22 protein-coding genes are annotated in these 20,681 nt (G+C 62.1%); 11 read left to right on the forward strand and 11 right to left on the reverse strand.

Annotated elements, in window-relative coordinates; genetic code table 11:
* Positions 1-96: 96 nt before the first annotated feature.
* The 6 genes from msrQ to H3H45_RS00030 all read right to left on the reverse strand — a co-directional run bounded on the left by msrQ (position 97) and on the right by H3H45_RS00030 (position 6,071).
* Complete coding sequence (gene msrQ, locus H3H45_RS00005) at positions 97-738, reverse strand: protein-methionine-sulfoxide reductase heme-binding subunit MsrQ (RefSeq protein WP_182831740.1); 642 nt, start codon at positions 736-738, stop codon at positions 97-99.
* On the reverse strand, positions 738-1,739 hold the full coding sequence (gene msrP / locus H3H45_RS00010) for a protein-methionine-sulfoxide reductase catalytic subunit MsrP (protein WP_182831741.1): 1,002 nt from the start codon (positions 1,737-1,739) through the stop codon (positions 738-740). The genes msrQ and msrP overlap by 1 nt, the downstream gene beginning before the upstream one ends.
* A gap of 63 nt (positions 1,740-1,802) precedes the next feature.
* Positions 1,803-2,630, reverse strand: a complete 828-nt coding sequence (gene pssA / locus H3H45_RS00015) for a CDP-diacylglycerol--serine O-phosphatidyltransferase (RefSeq protein WP_182831742.1) — start codon at positions 2,628-2,630, stop codon at positions 1,803-1,805.
* Positions 2,631-2,784: 154 nt separating this feature from the next.
* A complete protein-coding gene (gene ilvC / locus H3H45_RS00020) occupies positions 2,785-3,801 on the reverse strand; it encodes a ketol-acid reductoisomerase (protein ID WP_173203894.1) in 1,017 nt (338 codons plus the stop codon).
* A gap of 45 nt (positions 3,802-3,846) precedes the next feature.
* On the reverse strand, positions 3,847-4,338 hold the full coding sequence (gene ilvN, locus H3H45_RS00025; protein WP_173203892.1) for an acetolactate synthase small subunit: 492 nt from the start codon (positions 4,336-4,338) through the stop codon (positions 3,847-3,849).
* A 2-nt stretch (positions 4,339-4,340) separates the two neighbouring features.
* Entirely contained in the window at positions 4,341-6,071 is a 1,731-nt protein-coding gene (locus H3H45_RS00030; RefSeq protein ID WP_182831743.1) for an acetolactate synthase 3 large subunit, read from the reverse strand.
* 549 nt (positions 6,072-6,620) lie between these two features.
* Between H3H45_RS00030 and H3H45_RS00035 the strand changes: the two genes are divergently transcribed.
* Positions 6,621-7,064: a DUF4124 domain-containing protein gene (locus H3H45_RS00035; RefSeq protein ID WP_182831744.1), complete on the forward strand. Its 444-nt coding sequence runs from the start codon at positions 6,621-6,623 to the stop codon at positions 7,062-7,064.
* Positions 7,065-7,081: 17 nt separating this feature from the next.
* Here the strand turns inward: H3H45_RS00035 and H3H45_RS00040 are convergent, their stop codons facing one another.
* Genes H3H45_RS00040 through mrcB form a run of 3 tightly spaced genes read right to left on the reverse strand, consistent with a single transcriptional unit; the run spans position 7,082 to position 10,460 of the window.
* Positions 7,082-7,411, reverse strand: coding sequence for a YqcC family protein (locus H3H45_RS00040; RefSeq protein ID WP_182831745.1), 330 nt, complete (start codon positions 7,409-7,411; stop codon positions 7,082-7,084).
* The gene (locus tag H3H45_RS00045) at positions 7,411-8,121 is read right to left on the reverse strand and encodes a tetratricopeptide repeat protein (protein WP_182831746.1); all 711 of its coding nucleotides are present in this window, start codon (positions 8,119-8,121) and stop codon (positions 7,411-7,413) included. The genes H3H45_RS00040 and H3H45_RS00045 overlap by 1 nt, the downstream gene beginning before the upstream one ends.
* A gap of 23 nt (positions 8,122-8,144) precedes the next feature.
* Positions 8,145-10,460 carry a penicillin-binding protein 1B gene (gene mrcB / locus H3H45_RS00050; RefSeq protein ID WP_182831747.1) on the reverse strand — a complete coding sequence of 772 codons (2,316 nt, stop codon included), beginning with the start codon at positions 10,458-10,460 and terminating at the stop codon, positions 8,145-8,147.
* A gap of 116 nt (positions 10,461-10,576) precedes the next feature.
* Here mrcB and H3H45_RS00055 point away from each other — a divergent pair, with 116 nt between their 5' ends.
* From H3H45_RS00055 to H3H45_RS00090, 8 genes are all read left to right on the forward strand, one after another.
* Positions 10,577-12,139, forward strand: coding sequence for a bifunctional aminoglycoside phosphotransferase/ATP-binding protein (locus tag H3H45_RS00055; RefSeq protein ID WP_182831748.1), 1,563 nt, complete (start codon positions 10,577-10,579; stop codon positions 12,137-12,139).
* Between the two features lie 65 nt (positions 12,140-12,204).
* Positions 12,205-12,549 (forward strand): pentapeptide repeat-containing protein, encoded by a 345-nt coding sequence (locus H3H45_RS00060; RefSeq protein WP_182831749.1) that lies wholly within the window; start codon positions 12,205-12,207, stop codon positions 12,547-12,549.
* 13 nt (positions 12,550-12,562) lie between these two features.
* Complete coding sequence (locus tag H3H45_RS00065; RefSeq protein WP_182831750.1) at positions 12,563-13,324, forward strand: class I SAM-dependent methyltransferase; 762 nt, start codon at positions 12,563-12,565, stop codon at positions 13,322-13,324.
* Between the two features lie 25 nt (positions 13,325-13,349).
* The gene (locus H3H45_RS00070; RefSeq protein WP_182831751.1) at positions 13,350-13,622 is read left to right on the forward strand and encodes a TfoX/Sxy family protein; all 273 of its coding nucleotides are present in this window, start codon (positions 13,350-13,352) and stop codon (positions 13,620-13,622) included.
* 106 nt (positions 13,623-13,728) lie between these two features.
* Entirely contained in the window at positions 13,729-14,529 is an 801-nt protein-coding gene (locus tag H3H45_RS00075; RefSeq protein ID WP_173203866.1) for a cyclic nucleotide-binding domain-containing protein, read from the forward strand.
* Between the two features lie 332 nt (positions 14,530-14,861).
* Entirely contained in the window at positions 14,862-15,344 is a 483-nt protein-coding gene (locus H3H45_RS00080) for an LEA type 2 family protein (protein ID WP_182831752.1), read from the forward strand.
* A gap of 126 nt (positions 15,345-15,470) precedes the next feature.
* Entirely contained in the window at positions 15,471-15,815 is a 345-nt protein-coding gene (locus H3H45_RS00085) for a zinc ribbon domain-containing protein YjdM (RefSeq protein ID WP_182831753.1), read from the forward strand.
* 266 nt (positions 15,816-16,081) lie between these two features.
* A complete protein-coding gene (locus H3H45_RS00090; protein WP_182831754.1) occupies positions 16,082-16,804 on the forward strand; it encodes a substrate-binding periplasmic protein in 723 nt (240 codons plus the stop codon).
* Between the two features lie 55 nt (positions 16,805-16,859).
* Here H3H45_RS00090 and H3H45_RS00095 read toward each other — a convergent pair whose 3' ends face one another.
* Together H3H45_RS00095 and H3H45_RS00100 are read right to left on the reverse strand one after the other, a co-directional pair.
* Positions 16,860-17,651: a gamma-glutamyl-gamma-aminobutyrate hydrolase family protein gene (locus H3H45_RS00095; protein WP_182831755.1), complete on the reverse strand. Its 792-nt coding sequence runs from the start codon at positions 17,649-17,651 to the stop codon at positions 16,860-16,862.
* 413 nt (positions 17,652-18,064) lie between these two features.
* Positions 18,065-18,805 carry a hypothetical protein gene (locus H3H45_RS00100; protein WP_182831756.1) on the reverse strand — a complete coding sequence of 247 codons (741 nt, stop codon included), beginning with the start codon at positions 18,803-18,805 and terminating at the stop codon, positions 18,065-18,067.
* Positions 18,806-19,118: 313 nt separating this feature from the next.
* Here H3H45_RS00100 and H3H45_RS00105 point away from each other — a divergent pair, with 313 nt between their 5' ends.
* Positions 19,119-19,985 carry an OmpA family protein gene (locus H3H45_RS00105; RefSeq protein WP_182831757.1) on the forward strand — a complete coding sequence of 289 codons (867 nt, stop codon included), beginning with the start codon at positions 19,119-19,121 and terminating at the stop codon, positions 19,983-19,985.
* A gap of 237 nt (positions 19,986-20,222) precedes the next feature.
* Positions 20,223-20,564, forward strand: coding sequence for a hypothetical protein (locus tag H3H45_RS00110; RefSeq protein ID WP_182831758.1), 342 nt, complete (start codon positions 20,223-20,225; stop codon positions 20,562-20,564).
* Positions 20,565-20,681: the final 117 nt, after the last annotated feature.

A 20,681-nucleotide genomic window follows, 5' to 3' on the forward strand; every position in this document is an offset into this window, starting at 1 on the left:
TCTACTCGAATCCGCCACCGCCGCAACCTTTATTTTCATCTAACTCTTTGTTTAGCAAGGAGTTTTCAGATCAGGCTGCGCCGGAAGAGGTGCGCATTATAGGCCCGCAGATTTCGCCGTCAATGCCTTTCTGAAACTTTTTAACGTCCCCGGACGAGCCGAGAGCCAGGCTGCCACGGCCGGAATGCGCAACATCAGCAAAGTCGCGCCAAACACTGCATAAAGCACCCACTCGCCGATATCGGAACGCGCAACCCAGAGCATATGCAGCAGACCCAGAACGAGGATTGCATAGACCAGCTTGTGCAACTTCCGCCAACGCGCACCCAGCCTGCGCACACTGTAGTGATTCGAAGTCAGTGCCAGGAGCCACAGCCCGATAAAAGCCATGGCGCCGACGATGATGTAAGGCCGCTCACTCAGATCATCCAGCAGTCGATCAAAGCGCAGTCCCAGGATGAACGTCAGATATCCCGCAACGTGCAACAGGGCATAGGTAAAGCACCACAGACCGAGCTGGCGGCGCACAGCAATCCACCCACCCCAGGCACTCAGGCGCCGCAAAGGCGTCATGCTTAACGTTAGCAATAGCAGGACCAACGCTCCTTGCCCCAGGTTATCCACCAGAACCTTGCCGGGATCTGGCCCCAACTGCTGAGTCAGCCCCATATATAGCCACAGCAAAGGGGGAAGCAACGCCAAGAGGAAGACGACGACTCGCCAGACTCGATAACGCATCAGTAGTACTTCCGCAGATCCAGATCACTATAAAGAGAAGCGACTTCGTCATAGCCATTGAACAGCCTGGTCGGTACCACATTGGGACTGAACAGACTATTGGGCAGGCGCCGCTCGGTTGCCTGACTCCAGCGCGGATGATCGACCTGCGGATTGACGTTGGCATAGAAGCCATACTCATCCGGCGCCAAACTCTCCCACGTGGTGGCCGGCTGCTCGGCAACCAGACTGATGCGCACGATCGACTTGATGCTCTTGAAGCCGTACTTCCATGGCACCACCAGACGTAACGGCGCCCCATTCTGGTTAGGCGATACGCGCCCATAGAGTCCAACAGCCATGATAGACAGCGGATGCATCGCCTCATCCAGGCGCAACCCCTCGCGGTACGGCCAGTCGATCAAGGAAAAGCCCGAACGCACGCCGGACATCTGCTCGGGCGCAACCCTGGTTTCGAAGCGCACGTACCTGGCTTTGCTGGTCGGCTCTGCACGCTTGAGCAAATCCGCCAGGGGGAAACCCAACCAGGGAATAACCATCGACCAGCCCTCGACACAGCGCAACCGGTAGATGCGCTCTTCCAAACGATGAGGCTGCACCAAAGACTCCAGAGAAATCGGCCCTGGCTTGGCCACTTCACCATCAATCATTACCGTCCATGGCTCTACTTCAAGTTTGTCGGCGTATCGTGCCGGGTCACCCTTGTTGGTGCCGAACTCATAGAAGTTGTTGTAGTGCGTGGCATCCTTGAATGGCGTCAGGGCTTCATCGCCAGCCGCGACCGCCCCCCACTTCACGTCTGGAAGCTTCTCGGTAAACCAGGCGGGACTGCTCGCAGCCTCGACATCGGCATAGCGCGAAGTCTCCGCCTGCAGCGGCAATGCACTCATAGCTGCAAGGCCGCCGGCCGCTGCCATGAATGTGCGACGCGAGAGATAGACAGATTCGGACGTAATTTCGGATTCGCGCGCAGCGGACGCGAGGGGGACTTTGATCAGCATGGTGGCTCCGCAGCTAAGGACGACTGATGCGCAAATAGACCGCGGAGCCGGCAGGAAATTACATCACTCGGCGACCTTATCACGGCGCAGTTGCAACAAATATTGCACAGGACCGGAAGCCGCATAGGCAAGGAAGATCAATAGCAGAATACGCGGCGGGTCACTGAAGACCACGGCAAACACCAGCACCACGACCAGCATCGCCACGAAAGGCACACGCCCTTTGAAATCAAGATCCTTGAAGCTGTAGAACTTGATATTGCTGACCATCAGCACGCCGGCCATGGCCACCAGCAAGGCATAGAGCATGACCACCGGAACAGGCATGTCCACGCCATCGACACCAAAGTCCTTCAGCGCCCAGACCATCCCGGCAACAACCCCGGCAGCGGCCGGACTGGCGAGACCGACAAACCACTTCTTGTCGACCTTGCCGATCTGGGTATTGAAGCGGGCCAGACGCAACGCGGCGCAAGCCGTATAGATGAAGGCGACCGTAAGCCCGACATTGCCCAACTCAGACAAGGCCCACTGATAGGCCAGCAACGCCGGCGCCAAGCCAAAGGCGACCATGTCCGACAGTGAGTCGTACTCAGCGCCAAATGCGCTCTGGGTGTTGGTCAGTCGTGCAACTCGGCCATCCAGGCCATCGAGCACCATGGCGATGAAGATAGCGACCGCCGCGTACTCGTACTTGCCATTCATGGCACTGATGATGGCGAAGAAGCCCGCAAACAAGTTGCCGGTGGTGAACAGGTTAGGTAACAGGTAGATACCGCGATGACGCACCTTGCGCCCTTCGGCATCGTGCCCCTCCTCCACATGCTCATCGATAGGCAGAATGCTTTCCCCCTGGGGGGCAGAGCCAGATTCCTCGGGACGTTCGTTCATGAACAATACCTTGCAACGGTGTGGTTAAACTTCGACCGGAGCCGGCGAGCTAGGTTCGCCGGCGCCCTGCAAACGAATGGGCTTTATACCAGAAGCCCGCAACGAGCATAAAAAAACGCGGCCGTAGCCGCGTCTTTTAGAACGTCAGAAGACCTTAGTTCTTGGCCTTGTCGACGATCTTGTTGGCAGCGATCCACGGCATCATTGCGCGCAGCTTCTCGCCAACCACTTCGATGCCGTGAGCAGCATTGTTGCGGCGGTAAGCGGTCATCGAAGCGTAGTTCGACGCGCCTTCCTGGATGAACATCTTCGCGTATTCGCCGTTCTGGATGCGCTTCAGAGCGTTGCGCATGGCCTGACGGGATTCGGCGTTGATGACTTCCGGACCGGTGACGTACTCACCGTACTCGGCGTTGTTGGAGATCGAGTAGTTCATGTTGGCGATGCCGCCTTCGAACATCAGGTCGACGATCAGCTTCAGCTCGTGCAGGCACTCGAAGTAGGCCATCTCCGGCGCGTAACCGGCTTCAACCAGGGTATCGAAACCGGCTTTGACCAGCTCGACGCAACCGCCGCAGAGAACGGCTTGCTCACCGAACAGGTCGGTTTCGGTCTCGTCTTTGAAGGTGGTTTCGATGATGCCGGTACGGCCGCCACCGACGCCAGCGGCGTAAGACAGGGCAACGTTCTTGGCTTTGCCGGAAGCGTCCTGGTAGATAGCGATCAGGTCAGGGATACCACCGCCTTTGACGAACTCGGAACGCACGGTGTGGCCCGGGGCCTTCGGCGCGATCATGATCACGTCGAGGTCGGCACGCGGCACAACCTGGTTGTAGTGAATGGCGAAGCCGTGGGAGAAGGCCAGGGTCGCGCCTTTCTTGATGTTCGGCTCGACTTCATTCTTGTACAGCTGGGACTGGAACTCGTCCGGGGTCAGGATCATGACCAGGTCAGCGGCAGCGACGGCAGCAGGCACGTCAGCCACTTTCAGACCGTGAGCTTCAGCCTTGGCACGGGTGGCCGAACCTGGACGCAGGCCGACGGTCACGTCAACGCCAGAGTCTTTCAGGTTGCATGCCTGGGCATGGCCCTGGGAGCCGTAGCCGATGATGGCGACTTTCATGCCCTGGATGATCGAGAGGTCACAGTCTTTGTCGTAAAACACTTTCATGGGAATTCCCCTATTTTCTGGCCTCGTGGGCCGTTCGCTAAAGAGTTAGATGCTGAGTACTTTGTCGCCACGGGCAATCCCGGTGACGCCGCTGCGTACGGTTTCCAGGATCGACGCGGTGCCGACGGCCTGGATGAAGCTGTCCAGCTTGTCGCTCGTGCCGGCCAGCTGAATGGTGTAGACGCTGCTGGTCACGTCGACGATCTGTCCGCGGAAGATGTCAGTGGTGCGCTTGACCTCGGCGCGCTGGGCGCCGGTGGCCTTGACCTTGACCAGCATCAGCTCGCGTTCGATATGCGCGCTTTCCGACAGGTTCACCAGCTTGACCACTTCGATCAGCTTGTTGAGGTTCTTGGTGATCTGCTCGATCACATCGTCATGCCCTACGGTGGTCAGCGTCAGACGCGACAGAGTCGGGTCTTCGGTCGGCGCCACGGTCAGGCTTTCGATGTTGTAGTTGCGCTGGGAGAACAGGCCGACCACGCGCGACAGGGCGCCGGGTTCGTTTTCCAGCAACAGGGAGATGATATGGCGCATGTTCAGGTCCGCTCCGTCTTGCTCAGCCACATGTCACGCATGGCACCGCCGCGAATCTGCATCGGGTACACGTGCTCGCTGGTATCCACGGCGATGTCGAGGAATACCAGGCGGTTCTTCATGGCGAAGGCTTCTTCCATCTTCGGCTTGAGGTCTTTCAGGTCGGTGATGCGCATGCCCACGTGACCATAGGCCTCAGCCAGCTTGACGAAGTCAGGCAGCGATTCCATGTAAGAGTGCGAGTAACGGCTGCTGTACTGCATGTCCTGCCACTGGCGAACCATGCCGAGGGCACCGTTGTTCAGGTTGATGATCTTCACCGGCAGGTCGTACTGCAGGCAGGTCGACAGTTCCTGGATGTTCATCTGGATGCTGCCTTCACCGGTGACGCAGGCCACGTCGGCCTCCGGGAAGTTCAGCTTGACGCCCATCGCCGCGGGGAAACCGAAGCCCATGGTGCCCAGGCCACCGGAGTTGATCCAGCGGTTCGGCTTGTTGAAGCGGTAGTACTGCGCCGCGAACATCTGGTGCTGGCCCACGTCGGAGGTGATGAAGGCATCGCCCTTGGTCACTTCGCTGAGGGTCTCGATCACGCTCTGCGGCTTGATGATGCTGCCGTCACCCTCGTTGTAAGGGAACAGGCGGCCGCTACCGCGCCACTCGTCGATCTGCTTCCACCAGCTGGCAACGACGTCCTTGTTCGGGGTCTCGCCGATTTCCTTGAGGATGGCGACCATCTCTGTCAGCACGCTGTCCACCGGGCCGACGATCGGGATGTCGGCCTTGATGGTCTTGGAGATCGAAGCCGGGTCGATATCGATATGAATGATCTTGGCGTTCGGGCAGAACTTGGCGCCCGTTTCACCATTGATCACGCGGTCATCGAAACGCGCGCCGACAGCCAGGATCACATCGGCGTGGTGCATGGCCAGGTTGGCGGTGTAGCTGCCGTGCATGCCGAGCATGCCGACGAACTGGCGATCGTTACCCGGGAAGGCGCCAAGGCCCATCAGGGTGTTGGTCACCGGGATGTTGAGCATCTTGGCCAGTTCGGTCAGTTGCTCGGACGCGCCGCCCATGATCACGCCGCCACCGGAATACAGTACCGGACGCTTGGCAGCCAGAATCATCTCGGCGGCCTTGCGGATCTGCCCGGAATGACCACGGGTAGCCGGGCTGTAGGAGCGCAGCTTGACCTTCTTCGGGTAGCTGTATTCGAACTTCTGCGACGGATCGCCCATGTCCTTCGGAATATCCACGACCACCGGGCCTGGGCGGCCGGACTGGGCGAGATAGAAGGCTTTCTTGATCACTTCGGGGATTTCCGAAGGATGCTTGATGATGAAGCTGTGCTTCACGATCGGGCGGGAAATACCGACCATGTCGGTTTCCTGGAAGGCATCGGTACCGACCACGGTGCTAGGCACCTGACCGGAGATGACGACCATCGGGATCGAGTCCATATAAGCGGTGGCGATGCCGGTGATGGCATTGGTCGCACCCGGACCAGAGGTTACCAGCACCACGCCGGCCTTGCCGGTGGCGCGGGCATAGCCGTCAGCCATATGGGTTGCAGCCTGCTCGTGACGAACCAGGATATGGGTCACTTCCGGCTCTTTGAACAGGGCATCGTAGATGTGCAGGAGGGCACCGCCCGGGTACCCATAGATATACTTAACGCCTTCGTCACGCAGCGAGCGGACGACCATTTCAGCGCCGGATAAAAGCTCCACGTTGTTCACCTCTAGAACGCCAGATTACCACCCGTCAACGAGTGGTCCTTGAAGTAGGTCTTACCGGTCAGCAAACAGGCGGCGACTGTGGTCGCGGATACTACGAGGTCTGCTTGACGAGTAACGGAATGGCTCAATCTTGCGGAGCCTTTCCTTCCCAGCGCGAGGTAACGCGTTGCGGGTGTAACGGGGGTCGGCACGGGTAGCGCCTTTTTTCGCTGAGCTGGGGGACGCTTGCGGCGGACCCCACTACAACGGAACGTGGGATTGTTCTGATTAGCGCACACTAAGTCAAGCTGTCGAGCACGGAATCCTCGTCTGAGAACCTGTTTAGGATCTCTTGATCGTCGGCCATGCTGCGTTGAAATCGGGCTCGGACTGCTCATTTACACGCTGTAAACTCCGCGTCCTCGCCCAATTTCGCCTTGCCTGGCTCTAGCTCAAAAGATCGTAACCAGGTTCTGAGAGCTGTGACATGCCGCAGGATGACGTTTGCCGGGTTTTGGTTATAGTAACGCTTAGGTTCTGCAGCTAATAAAAGGAAACAACATGCGTCGCTTGATTCTCACGGGCAGTTTGCTGCTCGCCCTGAGCACTACCGCCATGGCCGGCCAGGTCTACAAATGGGTCGACGCGCAAGGCAACACCCACTTTGGCTCACAGCCGCCGGAAGGACAGCAGGCGACCAGTATCAACACCAACGTGGCCACGCCGAAGACACCCGCCCCCGCAGCTACGAAGCCTGCCGCAGCGGTAGCCGACACAGACGAGCAGAAGGCGATCGACAACAAGGTCAAGGAAGATGTGGCCAAGCAGGAAGCTGAGCGCAAGCAGTACTGCGAGACGGTGCGCACCAACCTGTCCCAGCTACAGAACAATCCGCGCATCCGCGTACAGGAAGAAGGCAAGGACGAAGTGCGGCGCATCACCGAAGAAGAGCGCCAGCAACGCATCAGCGAAGCCGAGAAGGCCATCGCGGAGAACTGCCAGTAAACGATGAGTGGCGCGAGTTAGCTCGCGCCACCAATCAGCCGATCGAAGTTGCCCAGCGCGGTCAGCAGCGCCAATGCCTGTCGCTCGCGCCCACGATAGGCCTCTTCAGCCATCGGCCTGATGCCCGATACATTGGGCAACGGCGCAGAGGCCTCAAGCAGGCTTTTCATGCGCGGCAGGAATATCCACTGCAGCCAGGCTTCGAACGACAGCGTGTCGACGCAGAAAGGCTCGCGACTGGCCAGCGCTTCCGCCGATGGCGGTGTATCTGCCCACCAGCCCAATACACGCAACTCCCGTTCAATCAGCAGCAACTGCTCAGCCACTGCGGGCAAACGCTCACCCATCACATGCTGACCTTGGCCTGTGCGCGCGCCTGCGCTGCGCCGGCCGCATCACCCTGACGCTCGCGTGCCTGGGCAATCAGATCCCATAGGCCTGCCTGCAGTGCCGGACGCCCACTGGCCAGGGTCAGACCACGTCGCGCGAACTGCTCGGCCTGGGCGGCATCACCCTGGGCCAGGCGCACCTCGGCCAGACGATAGAGCACCTGCGGCTCGCGCGGTGCGATACGCTGGGCGCGCTCCAGGCTGGAGGCGGCGCCATTGAGGTCACCGCTGCCTTGCTGCTGCTGAGCGGTGCTCAGCAGCGCCAGCACCGGGCCATCGAGTTGCTCATCGGCACTCAAACCGCCGCCCGTGGGAATCCCACTGGGCATGCTCGGCGCACTCGGTGTATAGCTACCGGCCGAAGAGATCGGCCCTGTACTGAGCGGTGCCGAGCTGATGCTGGAGGGCATGGAACTGCTGCCATCCGGGTAAGTCTGCAGCGGCGCGGAAGACACTCCACCGGGCACCATCACCACCACACCGGAATCCTGCGGCAGGCTCTGCGCCTGAGCTGGAGCCGCCGGCGTATAACCGCCAGCACCCTCACCCTGCTCATCCGCACGCAGCGAGCCACTGGCATCCACGACCGGAATCGAACCACGCGGCACTGTGCTGCAACCACTCAGCACGACCGACGTTACCACCAGAGACAACCACCACTTGCTCATGTATTTCCTCTCTATCGGCTGTCTCACTCGAGCCAGCCACGCACCCAATCCATCACCGCTTCATCCGGCGCCACCCCACAGGCGGCACCTGCCGGCGGCTCACTGCCGCGAATATACGGCATCTGTACTGCATTCGGACAACCGGCTGCCGAGCCCTGCCCGGTGCCGGCATTCACCCATGCCTGCACCACATTGTCCGGCTGCGGCATGTCCAGCGGCAGCGGGTCGGCCTTGGCCATCAGGCTGGTCCAGACCTGCAATGCACCGGTCGCACCGGTCAGCGGCGTCTTGCCGTTATCGTCGCGCCCCAGCCAGACCACGGCCAGCAGATCCTGACTGAAACCGGCAAACCAGCTGTCGCGCGAGTCATTACTGGTGCCGGTCTTGCCGGCCAGGGTCAGCGATGACGGCAACTGGCTGTACACCGAACGCCCGGTGCCCTCGCGCATCACCCGCTGCATGGCGTTCTGCGTGAGGTAGATGGCGCCTGCATCGAAGCGCTGCTGAATCTGGAAGGGGTAGCGCTTGAGCGGCTCCCCTTCAGCGGTCAGCACACTACGAATGCCACGCAACTGTGTATTGAAGCCACCATTGGCCAGGGTCTGGTACATGGTCGCCACTTCCATCGGACTCAGCGCACCTGCGCCCAGCAGCATCGATGGATACGCCGGCCACTCTCGATCGACGCCCAGGCGCTCAAGAGTTTTGAGTACCTCCGGCACGCCCAGTTCCAGACCGAGCTTGGCCGTCGACAGGTTGTAGGAGTTGGCTAGGCCCTGGTACAGATAAATGGTGCCGTGGGCCTTGCGGTCATAATTTTGCGGGCGCCAGACCTGGCCGTCCTGGCCCTTCACCGAAAACGGTTCATCGGCCAGCCAGCTGGTCAGGGTGTACTGACTCGGGCGCTCCAATGCTGTCAGGTAAACCGCAGGCTTGATCAGCGAACCGATCGGCCGCACCGCGTCCAGCGCGCGGTTGAAGCCGGCAAACCGTGGCTGGCGGCTGCCGAGCATGGCCTGAATCTCGCCATTCTCCGGATTGGTCACCACCATGGCGGCCTCGACCTCATCCACACCTTTGCGCCCACCCAGGCGCTTGAGCGTTTCACTCAGGGCCGCCTCGGACTTGAGCTGGAGGATCGGATCGAAGCTGGTGAAGATGCGCAGACCTTCCTCGGTCAAGTCTTCGTCGCGGTAATCCTCGCGCAGCTGGCGCTTGACCAGGTCGAGGAAGGCCGGGAAGGAGCTATCGGCCAGGCTGCCGCGCTTGGTCACACCCAGCGGCTGCTGCTTGGCTAGCGCCACCTGCTCGGCGCTCACCACGCCTTGCTGTTCAAGCAGATCGAGCACCAGGTTGCGCCGTTTCAGGGCCAGTTCAGGATTGCGCCGGGGGTTGTAGACAGTCGGTCCCTTGACCATACCGACCAGCAGCGCCACCTGATGCAGCTTCAGCTCGCCCAGCGGCTGGCTGAAGAAATACTGGCTGGCCAGACCGAAGCCATGCACGGCGCGCTGGCCGTCCTGGCCGAGGAATACCTCATTGAGGTACGCCTCGAGAATTTCCTTCTTGTCGTAGTGCAGCTCCAGCAGCACGGCCATCATGGCCTCAGTAAGCTTGCGGCTGAGGCTGCGCTCACTGGTCAGATAGAAGTTCTTCACCAGCTGCTGGGTCAGGGTACTGCCGCCCTGGCGCAGCTGACCGGCCGTGGCGTTGATCCACACCGCACGGGCGATGCCCTTGGGTGACACGCCGAAGTGGTTGAAGAACTCACGATCCTCCACCGCCACCAGGGTTTCCACCAGGTAAGGCGGCGCCTGCTCCAGCTTGATCAGAATGCGGTCTTCATGGTGCGCGGGGTACAGGCCGCCGATCAGCAGCGGCTCCATGCGCGCCACGTCGAGCTTGCTGCCGTTGCCCTGGCTGAGCCCGGCGACGTAGTCGCCGGAGAAGCGCACACGCAGGCGCTGCGCCGACTCGTTGCCGTCATAGAACTGGAAGCCGCGGGTATGCAGGTCAACCTGATTGCCATTGACCACCGCCGCGCCCGGACCGTCGGCGGCGCTTTCGCGGCGATAGCCAAGGGCATCCAGCTCGGTAAGGAAGTCCTGCTTGGCCAGTTTTTGCCCGACGAACAGCTCCAGCGGTCGCGCATAGACCTTGGCTGGCACCGTCCAGCGCTTGCCGGAAAACTTCTCCTGCACCACGGCATCCAGGTACACGGCGAAGCCGGCCAGCACCACCAGCCCGACCAATGCGAGTTTGAGGGCCCAGCCAAGCCAGGGACGAGAGGCGCCGGAGCGGCGTTTGGCGCTTTTGCGCGGAGTACGGGAACGAGTCATGGCGCGGCATTATACGCACTTTGCCGAGGCCCAACAGGCGCTCCCCGGCGGTTTGCAGAGCGCCTCACAGCGTCCATAATGCCGCCTCCGAAATACCAGAAAAGCAAGGATTGACCGTGAGCCAAGCACTGATTGCCGCCCTGCAGAACCCGGCCCTTTTCCCCCATCCGGTGGAAGGGTTTCAGGTCATCGAGACGCACATCTCCTGGGTGCTGCTCACCGGCCCCTTCGCCTACAAGATCAAGAAGCCGGTCAACTTCGGCTTCCTCGACTTCACCAGCCTGGACGCCCGCCAGCATTTCTGCGCGGAAGAGCTGCGCCTCAACCAGCGTCTGACCCAGGGCCTGTACCTAGAAGTGCTGCCGATCAGTGGCAGCGAAAACGCCCCACAGCTCGGCGGCGAAGGTCCGGCCATCGAATACGCGCTGAAAATGCGCCAGTTCCCGCAGAGCCAGCTGCTCAGCGCCGTGCAGGCCCGTGGCGAGCTGACACCTGAACATATCGAGGCCCTGGCCAAGCAGATCGCCGATTTCCATGGTCAGACCCCGGCTGTGCCGAGCAGCCACCCGCTGTGCTCGCCGACCGCGATCATGGCGCCGATGCGGCAGAACTTTGAACAGATCCGCCCGATGCTCAGCGAGGCAGCCGATCTGCGCCAGGTCGATGCGCTGGAAGCCTGGACCGAAGCCAGCTTTGCCCGTCTCGAACCGCTACTGGCACAACGCGCGGCCAATGGCTCGATCCGCGAATGCCACGGCGACATCCACCTGGGCAACGCCACCCTGCTGGATGGTCAGGTCGTACTGTTCGACTGCATCGAGTTCAACGAGCCGTTCCGCCTTATCGACATCGCCTCGGATGCCGCCTTCCTCGCCATGGACCTCGAAGACCGTGGCCTCAAGCACCTGGCCCGGCGTTTCGTCAGTGCCTGGCTGGAACACACCGGCGACTATGCCGCCCTGGAACTGCTCAACTTCTACAAGGCCTACCGCGCCCTGGTACGGGCCAAGGTCGCGCTGTTCAGCCTGGCCTTCCAGACCGAGGACGAGCAGAAAGCCGCGACCCTGCGCCAGTACCGCAACTACGCCAACCTGGCGGAAAGCTACAGCGCCATCCCCTCGCCCTTCCTGGCCATCACTTGCGGCGTTTCCGCTGTCGGCAAGAGCCACGTGGCCCTGCGCCTGGTCGATGAGCTGGGCGCCATCCGCATTCGCTCCGATGTCGAGCGCAAGCGTCTGTTCGGCAACCAGCCGGAGGCCGCCAAGGGTCAGCTGCATGCCGGCATCTACAGCGCCGAGGCCGGCGTCGCCACTTACCAGCGCCTGCACCAACTGGCGGAAAGCGCCCTGCACGCCGGTTTCCCGGTGGTGCTCGATGGCGCCTACCTGAAGCAGGCACAGCGCGCTGCGGCCTGGCAGGTGGCCGAGCAGAATGGCGATCCCTTCCTGATCCTCGACTGCCAGGCTCCGCATGAGGTGATCGCCGGCTGGCTGCAACAGCGTCAGGCCGCCGGCACCGACCCATCGGATGCCACCCTGGCGGTGATCGAGGCCCAGCAGGCCAGTCGCGAAGCCCTCAACGATGACGAGCAGGCCCACAGCAAGCGCGTCGATACCCATGACAACGCCAGCCTGGACAGCCTGATCGAGAGCATCCGCCAGCGCCTGCCGGGTCTCTGACGCGCGCTCCGGGCAGAGCACGCGGCAGCTTCTATACTTGCCTCGAGCCCTGTCCGGAGTCGCCCATGAGCCAACCACGTCAACTCGACAATCCGCTGTATCGCCTGCTGCATAACGAGAAAGTTCGCGACTTCAATGCGCAAAAGCCCAAGGACGGCCCAGTCGACCTCAAGGGCGGCGACTTTCGCGGCCTCGACCTGCGCCTGCTGGATGCCAGCGGGATCGACTTCACCGACGCCTACTTTCGCGGCACCGACCTGCGCGGCCTGGATCTGCGCCACGCCTGCATGGAGGGCGCCAGCATCGCCCACGCACAGATCTCCGGGGCCTATTTCCCGGCCGACCTGAGTGCCGACGAAATCCTCATGTCCCTCAACTTCGGTACCCGCCTGCGCTATCGCACCCGCTGAGCAACGCTTGCCCATGAGTGAAATTACCCGCCTGTTCGGCGCACGCGCCGATGCCTACGTCAACTTTCGCCCGCAATACCCGGACGCCCTGTTCAGATGGCTGGCCAGCAACAGCCCCAGCAGTGAACGCGCCCTCGACATTGGCTGTGGCAATGGCCAGGCCAGCCGCCCGCTGTTGCAGCATTTCAGCCAGGTACTGGCCTGCGACGGCAGCCCCGAGCAACTGCACGCAGCCAAGGATCTGCAAGGGATCGACTGCTTCGCTGCCGATGCCGAGGCCCTGCCCCTGGCGGATGGCAGTCTCGACCTGATCATCGTCGCCCAGGCCCTGCACTGGTTTGCCACGCCGGCGTTCTTTGCCGAAGTGCGCCGCCTGCTCAAACCCAACGGCCTGTTCTGCGCCTGGTGCTACAGCCTGCTACGCATCGACAGCGAGCTGGACGCCCTGCTCGACGACTTCTACAGCAATACCCTAGGCCCTTACTGGCCCGCTGGCCGCGCCAGCGTCGATGCGGGTTACCGGGACATCCAGGCGCCCTTTCCGCGCCTGCAGCCACCACCTTTCGCCATTCAGCTGCACTGGGATCTGCCCCAGTTGCTCGGCTATCTCGGCACCTGGTCTGCCGTGCAACGCCTGCAGCAGGCCAGTGGCCGTGATCCGCTGCTGGCCCTGGAACCCGCGCTGCTTGAAGCCTGGGGTGACCCACATCAAGAGCGTTTTGTCAGTTGGCCGCTACACTTTCTTGCAGGCCTACCCAATCCCACTCATCAGTAGCTGCGCAGCAATGCATGGAGGCGCAATGAACGATGAACTTCAGCACCTGAAAAACCTCGGTAAAACCTCGGCGCAATGGCTGCATGCGGTCGGCATCCACAGCGCCAGCGACCTGCGCCGGCTCGGCGCCGTGGACGCCTACCGGGCCGTGCGCGCCCGTGGCTTTCGCGCTTCCAAGGTACTGCTTTACGCAATCGAGGGCGCACTGCTGGACGTACACTGGAACGAGCTGCCACCGGCACACAAGGCTGAACTCAACGGCCAGGTCGACTCACTGGGCATGAGCAACAAGAGCTAGCTCACAACCTCCGAGCGCCGTGATTTACCTGAAGCGCGGCGCCACCTATTGTTGCAGGGGCGTGCGTGCCTTATCGTCAGCCCAGCCAGTTCAAGGAATTTGAGTCATGTACCTACTCGGGGAGCAACCGGCTTACGCCGATCAACTGATCCAACGCTTGCAGAGCATTCCTGCGCAGTTGCTCGACGGCCTGCAGCCCAACGGCTCGCCCTTGCGCCTGGAACAGGTCGACGACCTGGCCAAGATTCTGCCCGGCAACCAGCTGTACATCATCGAGAACGGCCTGCTGCACGCCCAGGTCGATGACCGCCCACTGTTCTATCTGCAGGAAGGCGACCTGGTCGGCCTGCGCCAAGGCATCGACCTGCCCAGCTGCCGCTACAGCAGCGAAGAACAACTGACCCTGGTGCCCTACTCCCGTGCCGACGTGTTCAAGCACATCTACGGTAGCGAGCAGCGCCAGGAACTGTTCATCCAGTACCTGATCGGCCACACCGCCCTGCTGTCCGACGCCCTGGCACGCCTCAAACAGCCGGAAATTCGCCCGGCCACCGGCTTCCAGCACTTTGCCGCTGGCGAAGAGCTGATCCACCAGGGTGACGATGCCGACCATGTGTTCGTGATCATCGAAGGTCACGCCGAAGCCCATGTCGATGGGCAGAAAGTCGGCGATGTGCAGAAAGACGAGATTTTCGGCGCCATGGCCGTGTTCACCCGCGAGAAGCGCAGTGCCACGGTAATCGCCAGCGAGCCCTGCACCGTCATGGTCATTCCCAAGGACCAGTTCCTCAGCCTGATGCAGAGCAACCCGCGCATCGCCCACAGCCTGATCGAGAGCATGGCTCGACGCATCGATCTGCTGAACAAGGAAGTCACCCAGCTGCGCACCCAGCACCAGCTGGCCTGATAGCCACATCACTCAAAACGACCCCGGCCCCGTGCCGGGGTTTGTTTTTCTGAGATTTTGCCAACCAGTCGAAAATAATTCGCATTTAGCCATTGACGCAAAAATGAGAATTGTTATTATTAACTCAACTGGTCGCGAGATCAGTCGATAAGCTGGAAGGCCAACAGTCGGGCTCTTCAGATTATCTCCTCATCAGGCTAATCACGGTTATTGACCCGGCACTTTGCCGGGTCTTTTTTTGCCTGCGGGAAAGCCTCGCCCTGCACAGCAGCAGGTTCCGGGCAGCCCTATACTGCAGCGCACAGCGTCGCCCGCGATCCGCAGAGGCCATGATGTCCCAGAGACCTGCCAGGCTGTTTCTCCTGCTCTGCGCCGTACTCGGCATCGCGCTGAGTGGCTGCAGTGCACTGGCGCCGCGCGACACACTGCATATCGAGCTGGCAGGCCTGGAGCCGCTTCCCGGCCAAGGCCTGGAGATGCGCTTCAGCCTGCTCCTGCGCGTAAAGAACCCCAACGACCAGCCACTCGACTTCAACGGTGTAGCGCTGCGACTGGAGGTCAACGGGCATGCGCTGGCCAGCGGTGTGAGCGACCAGAGCGGTCAGGTGCCACGCTTCGGTGAGACCCTGATTCGTGTCCCGGTGAGCATTTCCGCGCTTGCCGCCATCCGCCAAGCCTGGGCCGCCGCGGGCTACCAGCAGGGCCAAGGCTTGCCTTACACCCTGCACGGCAAGCTGGCGGGCGGCCTGTTCGGCAGTGCGCGCTTCAGCGATAGCGGCACCCTGAACTGGCCGCAAACGGCCCCGCCACCCTGAGCAGAAACCCCGCCAGCCAGGCCGGACAGGCACAGACAAGCAGCCCCCGGCAGCGTCGCGCTGAATAAAACCGACAAAACCCTATATAATATGCGGCTTTAGTTTTACGACCCCCGAGGACCCGCCGTGAGCACTCTGCCGCCCTGCCCCAAATGCAACTCCGAATACACCTACGAAGACGGCGCCATGCTGGTCTGCCCGGAGTGCGCCCATGAGTGGTCCGCCAGCGGCAGCGCGGACAGTGCCGGCGAAGCCGCCAAGGTGATCAAGGATGCCGTAGGCAACGTGCTGCAGGACGGCGACACCGTCAGCGTGATCAAAGACCTCAAGGTCAAAGGCTCCTCGCTGGTGGTCAAGGTCGGTACCAAGGTCAAGGGCATCCGCCTGTGCGACGGCGACCACGACATCGACTGCAAAATCGACGGCATCGGCGCAATGAAACTCAAGTCGGAATTCGTCAAGAAGGTCTGAGGGGCAACAGCCCCTCTCCCCAACCCTCGGCTTTGGCTTCCTGCGCCGCTCTACCTCCTGCATCCATGCAGTCGTCTCCCGTGAACAGGAGAGGGGGCAAAAGCGAGCGGCACCTACCATCCTAGTTCGCGCCGCCGCCCATCCAGAAACCACTCCCGGCCATTTCAGCCACAACCAACGCCACGCCTCACGATTGTCTAGCATGACTGATAGACACCCGGCGCCCAACCTGGCGCCGGGTCATCAGCCTGCAAGCGGAGGTTTCCATGCGCAGCCTGTTGCTTTGTCTGCTTCTACTGCTCGGCCCGACGGCCTGGGCGGAGGAATGGCGAGTGGTGGGTGACGAGCAATTCGCCCCCTACAGCTTCGTCAATCTCGACAGCGATATCCCGCAGGGCCTGGATGTGGAGCTGGTACGGGCGGTCATGGATGAAGCCGGTCTCGCCTACAGCCTGCGCCTGTATCCCTGGGAGCGGGTCAAACGCATGCTCGATCGCGGCGAAGTGGCGATGGCCTTCCAGTTTGCCGGTACCCCGGAGCGCATGGCGCAGTATGAGCTGGCCGGCCCGATCCGCACCGGCTCCACGGTCTTCATGACCCGTCACGCCCTGGCGATCCAGAACTGGCAAGAGCTGGAAGACCTGCAGCCGTATGTGATCGGCCAGGTCAGGGGCTATTCCTACGCCGCCGACTTCGACCACGCCGACCTGGCCCGCGACACCAGCGCGCAGAACCCGCGCCAACTGGTTTCCATGCTGCTGGCCGGGCGCATCGACATCATCGTTGGCGATCGCACGCAGCTGCTGTATTTCGTGCGCGAACAACGCGCCCAGGAACAGGTGCGCATCCTGCCGCGACCGCTGGTCGAGATGCCGCGTTATGTGGCCTTTGCCAAGGGCGATAAAGCGCGTGCCGAGCAGTTCGGCGCAGCCCTGCAGCGCCTCAAGAACGCGGGCAAGCTGGCGAGCATCTACAAGCGCTGGGAGTAACGAGGAAGGCGGCTGGCGGTGCCGGCCCGAAGCGCCAGCACCGCCTGACTACCGCTTAACGGGCGCCTTGCGCGACCCGCTGACGACAGGCATCACCAAACGCCTGGAAGATCTTCACCGAATCCGGGTTGGACGCCGCGCGCCATTCCGGGTGCCACTGCACGGCGAAGGTGAACTGCGGCAGGGCCGGCGCATGGAACGCCTCGACCAGACCGTCTTCGGCGTAGGCCAGGGCTTCCAGGCCCTTGCCCAGGGTCTTGATGCCCTGGCCATGCAGCGAGTTGACGCGAATCTCCTCGCTGCCCATCAGCTTGGCCAGCCAGCTGTCCGGCACCAGACGCACAGCGTGGACTTGTGCGTACTGCACCTCCACCGGCTCGTCGGTGTCTTCGCGGTGATCGTCAAAGCCCGGCTCGGCATAGACCTTCTGGTGCATGTCGCCGCCCAGGGCCACGTTGATTTCCTGCATGCCGCGGCAAATGCCGAAGATCGGCAGGCCACGGGCGATGGCCGCGCGAATCAGCGGCAGGTCGAACAGATCGCGGTCACGGTCCTGGGATTTGCCGGGGGTGAGGTTTTCCTGGCCGTAGAGGCTCGGGTCGATGTTACTGCCGGCACCGGTCAGGTACACGCCATCGACCATATCCAGGTATTGCTCGAGATCATCGGTGCCGCAACAGGTCGGCGCCAGCAGCGGAACGCAGCCGGAGATCTCGACGAGGGGCACGATGTATTTGTGGGTCATCACCTGGTAGTCGTGACCCTTGCGCTCCTGGCTGCCCATGGACATCAGGACCACGGGTTTGCGTGGGGTTTTAGCAGTGTTAACTGTGTTGTTGTTAGACATACATCACCTTGGGACAGGCCGGGCCTGTCATTGCTGTGCAGGCGCGCGGCCAAGGCCTGGCGCTGCCTGTTTTTGCAGGTTCGGTGACTGTCACACACAGGACGGCGGCTTGGGCAACACCCCTTCCAGAGCCGCGCTGGCACGCTCTGGAACACCCCTCGTTACAAGCCTGAAAGGCGCTGGTCGTCTGCCCGAGCCGGCCTGTCGGCAGTCGGAACCTGCTAGCCAGTCTGCCAAAGCCGTAAAATATGTCAAACATGGTCGAGCATTTTTCGCCCGGAATGCTTTGCAAAACAGCGCTATAAACCGCTACCGGCAAGGCGCGGCACACTGGAAAGAATATTTTTCTCGCCCACATAGTCCAATATATTTTACGAGCAGCGCCGACAGCGAAAACCGCAGAGGCACGCCCCTCACTGCACCGGCAGGAAGTTCATGAACAGCAGGCTCTGCGCATAGTTGACCCCCAGGCGCCGGTAGCGCTCCTCCAGCATGTGGGTCAGCAGGTCGAGGCGCGCCACCATCTTGCCGAACTCCACGGCAAAGCTGAGGTTGCCGCCCTCGTTCGACAACAGCAGCGGACGCCCGCGACTGTCGCGGCGCTGGCCGAGCATCCAGGCGGCCTTTTCGATATTGCGCGCAGCGTTGTAGATGAACTCGGCATTGAAGGTATCGGTGATATAGAACTCGGTACGCCCGCCGTGGGCGGTAACCAGCATGCTGCCCAGGGCGAAGATGAAGGTGCCGACCCGATCACCGGTGAAATCCGGGCTGAGGGCGTAATCCAGCGCTGCCACATCACGGCGCCCGCCGAGTTGTGGCAGCGGGCGGTTCTGCTCGATGGCCTGGTGGATCACCCGCTCGGCCGCCGCCCGGTCCGCCAGCCCGGTCTTCTGCCACTCCTGCGGATTACGCTGGTACAGCTTGCTCATCAGCTGGTACAGGCTGTTGAGGTTGTCGCGCATGGCCAGGGTCGCCATGCGATCGACATCGGTCTGCAGCAACTCGCCGGCTTGCGGCGCGCTGCTCTTGCTGACGATCGACTCATGCGCCAGGCGCCCCTGGCACCCCGTCAGCCCCAGGCCAAGCAGAGCAATCAGCAGCAGCCCGCCACCATAACCGGGCGCCCGCGCCCAGGCAGCCAGCCTTGCCATGCCCAACCGTGCTGCCCCCATCGCCTCGCCCCCGCGCCCATAGTCCCCGCATGCAGTAAAGCGCAAAGCCGGCCGCCCGGCTGTGCGCGGTACGCGCCGGGGCCATGGACTAGCAAACCGTTGAAAAACTACCTGTGTTGCCATCGCAGCGTTAAAAACAGGCTAAAAATGCTCATTTACAGCTCGTAAACTGCGCTTTTTCGCCTGTTTTGCCTTGCGCTGGCTGCCTCGCCTACATTTTTCAACGGCCTGCTAGAGTTTTTCAGCACGAGGAAGTTCGCCGCGCCATTGCCCACCCGGCAGGAGCCCCGCCATGACCCTGTTCGCCACCCTGCTCCACCGCCTGCCCCTGGGCGGCCTGTTACTCGCCCTGGCGCTCCCGGCCCAGGCCGGCGAAGACCTCGGCGGCGCCAAGGACCATCCGCTGCTGAGCCGCTACCCGGCCTCGCATATCACCGAGTACCAGCAGAACTACAACGCCGTCGAGTTCGCCACCGGCACCCAGGATGGCGTGCCCCAACGCCAGGCGATCGAAGGCCAGGCCACGCAGATCCTCTACTTCCACGACAGCGCGGAAAGCCAGCCGAGCCCGCTGCAGCTGATCCGCAACTACCAGAACGCGATCAAGTCGATCGGTGGCGAAGTGCTCTACGAGCGCCTGCCCAGCGATGGCGACGGCGGCGAAACCACGCTCAAGGTGACCAGCGTCGGCAAAGAGGTCTGGGTGCGCGTGGAGCCGGGCATCTACAGCGCGCCGACGCAGAGCTACAGCCTGCGCCTGGTCGAAGTGGAGGCCATGCAACAGGTGGTCAGCGCCAACCAGCTGCTCGACGAACTCAACCGCAACGGCTTCATCGCCCTCTATATCAACTTCGACACCGGCAAGGCCGACCTCAAAGCCGACGGCCAGGCCAGCGTGCGTGAGATCGTCAGCATGCTCAGCAGCGCGCCCGAGCTGAAGATCGCCATCGAAGGCCACACCGACAACGTCGGCCAGCCGGCAGACAACAAGGCCCTGTCGGAACGCCGCGCGCAAAGCGTGATGGCCGCCATCGTCGCGGCCGGCATCCCGGCCGAACGCCTGCAAGCCGCCGGCTTCGGCCAGGAACGCCCGGTGGCGGACAACCGCAGCGCAGAAGGCCGGGCGAAGAACCGCCGCGTCGAGCTGGTTAAGCAGTAGCTCGGGCCTCTCGCCCGCCGCGCGCTAGCTGGCCATCCCCCGGCACCTGCGCACGCCGAGGCAACTGCCCAACTGTGCGCCTGAGATGCCCTGCGGCGGGGCGTTGGCACGCCGCCTGAGCAACTCAGGTTGGCGCCACTGGCACGAAAAATTTTTCCGGGTAACGGACACTTTTTCGCAGCGCCTGCGGTCGAACTGTTTAACCGGCATGGGCTGGTTCTACAGGAGTGCTCGTACATGCTTTCGCGTATACCCCTCGTTGCCGGGCTGGTTGCCAGCCTGGCGCTGTTCAGCCAGCAACCTGCCATCGCGGCGGATCGCGGCGATGTCGCCGCGGGGGTAGCTGTGGGTGCAATAATCGGTGGCATCATTGGCGCCAGCGCACGACCCGTGCGGGTTTACCAAGAGGCCCCGGTCTACTACGCGCCGCCGCCCGTGGCCTACTACCCACCGCAACCGGTGTATTACGAAGCGCGCCCGGTCTACTACAGCCCGGCGCCGGTGTATTACGTCGATGGCCATCGCCACCACAAACGTCATCACCGTCATCATCACCGCCATCACGGCCACCGCTGGTAAGTACGAGCCGCGCACTGCAGTACTGCTGTTCACTTAAGGCAAACGCCGCCTTCCTCCTGGAAAGCGGCGTTTTTCTTTGCGGCCAATGCAGAGCACATACAACGGGATCATGACTTG

This window comes from Aquipseudomonas guryensis, assembly GCF_014164785.1.
Taxonomy (GTDB): domain Bacteria; phylum Pseudomonadota; class Gammaproteobacteria; order Pseudomonadales; family Pseudomonadaceae; genus Aquipseudomonas; species Aquipseudomonas guryensis.